This is a genomic window from Ideonella sp. P3_A4 (assembly GCF_056403075.1).
The window spans coordinates 1-2171 of the sequence record NZ_JBFUGE010000844.1; the positions used below are offsets into that span (position 1 = coordinate 1).

Sequence of the window (2171 nt, forward strand, 5' to 3'; positions counted from 1 at the left end):
CAGCGAACTCTGCGGATCGTGCAAGCGCGCGAACGTCCCTCGATGAACGTCTGCGCTCATTGATTCGAATTGAGCACCCAGGTAGCCCGCCCAAAGTGTCAGCCACGGCTCGTAGGCGATGGCGGTGATGGGTTGGATCTGTGGATTCATCGCTCAGCTGTCGGTGTCGTCCTGAAGCAGCTGCTGCAGGCGTTTCGGGTAGTGGTTGAGAAAGTCGCGCGTCACCGCGAAGTGCTCGGTGTCTTCGAAGGCGATCTCGGTGACACCGGTGCCGTCGAACTGAACGATCTTCGCGTGTGGGTACGAGAGCRGGATGGGCGAGTGCGTGGCGATGATGAACTGCGAGTGATCCTCCACCAACTGGTGGATGGCGCTGAGCGCGGCCAGCTGGCGGTTGGGCGACAAGGCCGCCTCCGGTTCGTCCAGCAGATAGATGCCGTTGCCGCGCAGCTTGTTCAACAGCACCGCCATGAAAGACTCACCGTGTGATTGGGTGTGCAACGACCGGCCGCCATAACTGTCAAGGTAGCCGGTCTGGTCCATATAGCTCGCCACGTTGAAGAAGCTCTCGGCCCTGAGGAAGTAGCCATCGCGCGGGGCCGGCACGCCGCGCGCCAGGCGCAAGCTGTCGTGAAGCGGTGAGACCGAGTCTGCGGTGCTGAACTGCACGTTCTTCGTGCCGCCCTCGGGGCCAAAACCGAGCGCCACCGCCAAACCCTCCATCACCGTTGACTTGCCTGACCCGTTCTCCCCGACGAAGAAGGTCACGTTCGGGTGAAAGTCGATGTTGCCCATCTCGCGAACCGCCGGGATGCTGAACGGATAAGACGCGTCGTCGATCTCGGCATCTGGGCGAAACGAAGCGCGCAGCAAATAGGGCTTGATGCGTCTGGGCATGGAAGGTCACTTGGCCAAGCGAGCAGCGCCGGCCGCGGGCTTGGCGCGATGGTAGGTCAGCGCCGCGGCAATGCAGAACGCCAACGCGTCTTGCGGCACGTCGTCGGTTTCGCCAAAGACGATGGCCCGGTTGCCTTCGAACCTGAAGTCGTGGGGAAAGAGCGTCCTGAAGGTTTCGATCAGGCTGGTCTGGCAGTTGAAGTACATCGCGTACTGCGACGGCGCCTTCTTCTTCCAGTCGATCCGAATCGTGCTGCCGCTCTTGCTTTGCGAGGTGACGTAGGCTGGCTCGCCCCACTTGAGCGTTTCATCCAGCGGACCCACCCCTTCGGTGGCCGCTGCGGTCTCGAAGATCAGCTGCCGTAGCGCCAACAGGCGTTGCCTCATGGCCGGCGGGTACGCCTCGAAGGCCTGTGCGACTGTTGACGATTCGAATGGCTTCACGAGTGGATCCAATGCGACGTGGATCCAAGAGAATATCGCGATGCGGCGCCGAAGCCGCTAGGAGAAAAGATGATCCTCAAACGCCCCATGACGACGCTGCTCGCGTTTGTCCTGCTGCTGCCCTGCGCCGCCTTTGCGGACGATGCTCTGTCCGGCTCGCTAACCCGGCAGTTGGAGGTCAACCGGCAGCGCTACGGCATTGCCGGACAAGCGCTGCTGGTGGCGTACGACGGCCGCGTCCTCTTCCGCGGCGTGGACGGCGAGGCCAACATAGGTACCCATGAGCGCCTGACGGCCGAATACGTCTTCCCCGGCTACTCGCTGAGCAAGCTGTTCGTCAGTACCCTGGCCATGCAGCTGGTCGAGCAGGGGCGGGTGGACCTGGACAGGCCCGCAAGCGCTTACCTGCCTGACCTGCCGGCGCCCTGGCGGGCCATCTCCGTGCGCGACTTCCTGGACCACAGTTCCGGCGTGCCGGAGTACTTCGACAAAATTTCGCCGACCATGGTGTTTCCCGCCAATCTGCAGACGGCGTTCGCGTCGCTGGCCGGCACGCCGCTGCAGTTTGCCCCAGGCACCAACACGCGTTACACGCAGACCAACTACCTGGTGCTGGCCGCGCTGCTAGCGGCCCACTACGGCAAGCCCTATCCGCAAGTTGCCGAGGAACRCATCATCCGCAGGCTCGGCCTGCGCCACACGTGGCTGGGTCTGGCCGTACCGCCCGAGCCTGGGGTGGTGACCAACTACATCGGCAAGGACGGCCGCCCGGAAGAAGAGAAGGACGTGGCCTGGCCGACCTACGCCTATGGCCACGCCGGGCTCTACAC

General features: G+C 63.4%; 3 protein-coding genes. 1 reads left to right on the forward strand and 2 read right to left on the reverse strand.

The window, feature by feature from the left end; translation table 11 throughout:
• Nucleotides 1-153: 153 nt before the first annotated feature.
• Nucleotides 154-897 carry an AAA family ATPase gene (locus AC1DYI_RS33490; protein WP_477208422.1) on the reverse strand — a complete coding sequence of 248 codons (744 nt, stop codon included), beginning with the start codon at nt 895-897 and terminating at the stop codon, nt 154-156.
• Between the two features lie 6 nt (nt 898-903).
• The gene (locus tag AC1DYI_RS33495) at nt 904-1341 is read right to left on the reverse strand and encodes a DUF1801 domain-containing protein (protein WP_477208423.1); all 438 of its coding nucleotides are present in this window, start codon (nt 1339-1341) and stop codon (nt 904-906) included.
• 69 nt (nt 1342-1410) lie between these two features.
• On the opposite strand from AC1DYI_RS33495, the gene AC1DYI_RS33500 reads away from it, so the two are divergent.
• A partial coding sequence (locus AC1DYI_RS33500) for a serine hydrolase domain-containing protein (RefSeq protein WP_477208424.1) occupies nt 1411-2171 on the forward strand: 761 nt, incomplete at its 3' end.